This is a genomic window from Mucilaginibacter sp. P4_C11, assembly GCF_056402115.1.
In genome coordinates this window covers 1-4664 of record NZ_JBFUIA010000072.1, presented here as the reverse complement: position 1 = coordinate 4664, position 4664 = coordinate 1, and the positions used below count along the sequence as shown (strand labels likewise).

The following is a 4664-nucleotide window of genomic DNA, read 5'->3' as shown; positions in this document are numbered from 1 at the left end:
AGGCAATGCTGACTTTGCATTCACAGGTGGCCCAAAAAGAGATTTAGGTAATGCGGATTTCACAGGTGGTCCGAAAAGAGATTTAGGCAATGCTGACTTTGCATTCACAGGTGGCCCAAAAAGAGATTTAGGTAATGCTGATTTTGCTTTCACAGGAGGTCCGAAAAGAGATTTAGGTAACGCTGATTTTGCTTTCACAGGCGGCCCTAAAAGAGATTTAGGTAATGCAGATTTCACAGGTGGTCCAAAAAGGGATTTAGGTAATGCAGACTTTGCTTTCACCGGCGGCCCTAAAAGAGACTTGGGTAATGCAGACTTTGCCGCCTAATCAATCGCTTTGTAAACCGGTTTTTATAAACATCCAACACACAACATCATGAAAAAGATCATCATCGCGATAGCCATCATATTAACATCAGGAATTACAGCCTACTCATTAAGTACTAAAGAAACCAAATCGGCGCCTGTTACAACAAAAACCGAAGCCGCATCGTTCACAGCCAAGGCAGGCCATGGTCCCAAAGCTGATTTGGCTACAGCCGATTAATTTTACTTCAACTGATGCAGGTTGATGTGTTCTTCAACCTTTTCAATGTATCGGCCCGATTTTTATGAAAACACTTTTGCGTTCCCTGGATATTTCGGGGAATTTGTATTTAAAAAGGGGCGGTAGTTACACGAATACTTACCACTCTGTAAACTTTCCTTGTCGCCGGCAGGGCAACTGCATCTAAATAGTCAATGGAATGAGCGATTTAAGCTTCAAACAACACCTTGTTTTTATTGGCTGATCCTGGTTAAATAGTCCGGCTACCGAAGTGACTTGTATTGGCCAACAACAGGCACAAATATTTTGATGTGCCTAAATGTGTCATCAGTTTAGTGTTAACCATGATAAAATATAAAATATTGATTATTAAGTATTTATAAATATTTTATCTGAAATGTGTTAAGTTATGTTAACCCCATTAGATGCGTTTGCCCTGTTGTTGCCGGCGCATCGTTCGCCCAAATCAATAAACATCAATATATTTGCGCCAAACTAAATACCATGCAGCACATAAAGCAATATGTTGATGAGCACAGGCAACGTTTACTCGACGAATTATTTGCCCTTTTGCGTTTCCCATCGGTTAGCGCCGACCCTAAATACAAAGCCGACGTCTTAAATACTGCCGATCACGTAGCCCAAAAGCTGCGCGACGCCGGTGCCGATAATGTAGAAGTATGCCAAACAGCGGGCTACCCCATTGTTTACGGCGAAAAGATAATTGATGCCGCTAAACCAACAGTGCTGGTTTACGGGCATTATGATGTGCAACCAGCCGATCCTATCGAGCTATGGCACACACCACCGTTTGAGCCCACCGTGCGCGATGGTAAAATTTATGCCCGCGGCGCCTGCGATGATAAAGGCCAGTTTTATATGCACGTAAAGGCATTTGAACTGATGATGCAAACAGATACCCTGCCCTGCAATATTAAGTTTATGATTGAGGGCGAGGAAGAAGTTGGCTCATCAAACCTATCCATATTTGTTAAGGCCAATAAAGAAAAACTGAAAGCCGATGTGGTGCTGATATCAGATACCTCGATGATCAGCATGGAGCATCCGTCATTAGAAACCGGCCTGCGCGGCTTATCCTACGTAGAGGTGGAAGTTACCGGCCCTAACCGCGATTTACACTCGGGTGTTTATGGCGGTGCGGTGGCCAATCCTATTACTATTTTGAGTAAAATGATTGCCGCTATGCATGATGAAAATAACCATATCACCATTCCCGGGTTTTACGATGAGGTAATTGACCTTACTCCGGCTGAACGTAAATCCCTTAATAATGCACCGTTTGACGAGGCAGAGTACAAAAAGGACCTTGATATTGCAGAGCTTTGGGGCGAAAAAGGTTACTCAACATTTGAACGCACCGGTACACGCCCAACTTTAGAGGTTAACGGCATTTGGGGTGGTTACATTGGCGAGGGTGCCAAAACGGTGTTACCATCAAAGGCTCACGCCAAAATATCCATGCGCCTGGTACCTAACCAAACATTTGAGCAGATTACCGAACTGTTTACCAAGCATTTCCTGAGCATAGCCCCAGCCAAGGTAAAGGTAAAAATAACGCCCCACCATGGCGGCGAACCCGCGGTAACGCCAACCGATAGCATTGCCTACAAAGCCGCTCAAAAAGCCATCACCGAGTCATTTGGCAAAGAACCTATACCTACACGCGGCGGCGGTAGTATTCCTATTGTGGCCCTTTTTGAAGCCGAACTTGGCCTTAAAACAGTGTTAATGGGCTTTGGTTTGGATAGTGATGCGCTGCACTCACCCAACGAGAAATACGATATCTTTAACTACTATAAAGGCATTGAGACTATCCCGCTGTTCCATAAGTATTTTGCTGAACTAAGCAAAGCTTAGTTTTGGAGCAATGATTTTTAAATAAAAGGTTTTAGGCCGGCGGATTATTCGCCGGCCATTTTTATTTGATATCGCCAGGAAAATAGTGGAACAGACAGGGACAGCCAATCGAATAAATTATTTTAAGTTTGGCTTAGCATCAATGTAAACCTATAAACCATGACTAAAAACCAAAACAAACGGCTATTACTATCCTTATTTTTTACCTTTATTTGTTGTTCTGTTTTATTTGCCCAGGAGGCTTTATTACCCACAGCCTGGACAAAAGCAGCAATGGATGCCCCTGTTCCGTTTCCCGAATATCCGAGGCCGCAATTGCAGCGCAGCGATTGGATGTGCCTTAATGGCCAATGGGATTACCAGGGCGGGAAAAATGTTCAAGACGCGCTTGCTCCCGAAAAACCATTATCATTTGCAGGCGAAGTAAATAAAATCCGTGTTCCTTACTGCCCGGAGTCTGTATTATCCGGCATTCAGCGTAAGCAGGAAATTAATATGTGGTACCGCCGTAGTTTTGAGGTGCCAACCGGTTGGAAAAATAAACAGGTAATCATTCATTTCGATGCCGTAGCACATCATGCCACCTTATTTGTAAACGGGCAAAAGGTGGGAGCACATGCCGGTAGCTATGATGCTTTTAGCTTTAACATCACGCCCTTTTTAACAACGGGCAAAAATACAGTGGTTGTGGCGGCGTATGATTTAAACGATGGCCGCGTACCATCAGGAAAAAGCGGGCCGCGTGGCGATTATACCTTTTGCTCGGGCATTTGGCAAACCGTTTGGTTGGAACCGGTTAACAAAACCTATATTGAGAACATTCGTTTACTGCCCGATTTGGCGAATAACCGGCTAAAAGTGCAGGTAAATACACAGGGTAGCGGAAAATTAACCGCCGTGGCGCTTGATGGCGGCAAAGTAGTTTCGCAAGCAGAATCAGCCGGTGACACTTACTTTTACCTGCCCATTAAATCGCCTAAACTGTGGTCGCCCGACGATCCTTTTTTATACGACCTGAACATCGCCCTAAAAAATACCGATGGCAGCGTTGCCGATGAAGTGAAAAGCTACTTCGGCATGCGCGATATAAAATTGGGTAGGGTTAATGGCGTTACCCGTCCTTTGGTTAACGGAAAGTTTATCATGCAGCTTGGCTTGCTCGATCAGGGTTACTGGCCGGATGGGGTTTTGACCGCACCTACAGATGAGGCGCTCAAATTTGACATCAGTTTTGCTAAAAATGCGGGTTTTAACCTTATCCGCAAACACATGAAAACCGAGCCGCAACGGTTTTATTACTGGGCAGATAAAATGGGCTTGTTTGTTTGGCAGGATATGCCGGCCATCTGGTATCAAAATGAAGATACCCTTAAAACCCGCAAAGAATTCCGAAAGGAATTGAAAGCAATTATGGACGATCATTATAATTCGCCATCCATCATTACCTGGGTGCCGTTTAATGAAAACTGGGGCGCGTTTGATGTTAAAAATATAACCAATTGGGTTAAGCAATACGACCCGTCCAGGCTGGTTAACGGCAATTCGGGTTTTAATAATAATCCGTCGTATCAGAAAGCTTACGGCGATCCCGGCAATGGCGATTATGTAGATACCCATATCTATGTAGGCCCATACGGCGCCTCGGTGCCCGACGAGCATCGAGCGGCATCGTTGGGCGAATTTGGCGGCGTTGGCCTGTTTGTCCGCAACCATATGTGGCCGGTAGAAAACAACGCCTATGATTATGAGCCAACAAAAGCGCGCCTTACCGATAGGTATGTGTTTTTACTGGATGAAGTAGAACAGCTAATGAAATACAAAGGTTTAAGTGTTGCCATCTACACCCAAACCACCGATGTTGAACATGAAGTAAATGGCATATTAACCTACGACCGCGCTGTTGAAAAGATGGAGTTAAACAGGGTAAAAGCCGTAAATGAGGCCGTTATCAAGGAAAGTTATAAGATTATCCCATAGTCATTTCGCTTTGCTGTCATTATCGCTGCGCTTGTCATTGGTCATTTCGCTTCGCTGTCATTATCGCTGCGCTTGTCATTGGTCATTTCGCTTCGCTGTCATTAGTCATTGGTGGATTATTTGAAATTTTTTAAAACAATGACTACCAATTAAACTCGGCCTTAAATGACCAATGACCAATGACCAATGACCAATGACCAATGACCAATGACCAATGACCAATGACCAATGACCAATGACCAATGACCAATGACCAATGACC

The 4664-nt window shown here is 44.4% G+C and carries 4 protein-coding genes; all 4 read left to right on the top strand.

The features are described 5' to 3' along the window. Positions 1–328, top strand: a 328-nt coding sequence (locus AC1DU2_RS30710; protein ID WP_477389430.1) for a hypothetical protein, incomplete at its 5' end; no start/stop codon positions are given. 48 nt (positions 329–376) lie between these two features. Next, on the top strand, positions 377–547 hold the full coding sequence (locus AC1DU2_RS30705) for a hypothetical protein (RefSeq protein ID WP_477368632.1): 171 nt from the start codon (positions 377–379) through the stop codon (positions 545–547). 504 nt (positions 548–1051) lie between these two features. Next, positions 1052–2425 carry a dipeptidase gene (locus tag AC1DU2_RS30700; RefSeq protein ID WP_477389428.1) on the top strand — a complete coding sequence of 458 codons (1374 nt, stop codon included), beginning with the start codon at positions 1052–1054 and terminating at the stop codon, positions 2423–2425. A gap of 159 nt (positions 2426–2584) precedes the next feature. After that, positions 2585–4402: a glycoside hydrolase family 2 protein gene (locus tag AC1DU2_RS30695; protein ID WP_477389426.1), complete on the top strand. Its 1818-nt coding sequence runs from the start codon at positions 2585–2587 to the stop codon at positions 4400–4402. Positions 4403–4664: the final 262 nt, after the last annotated feature.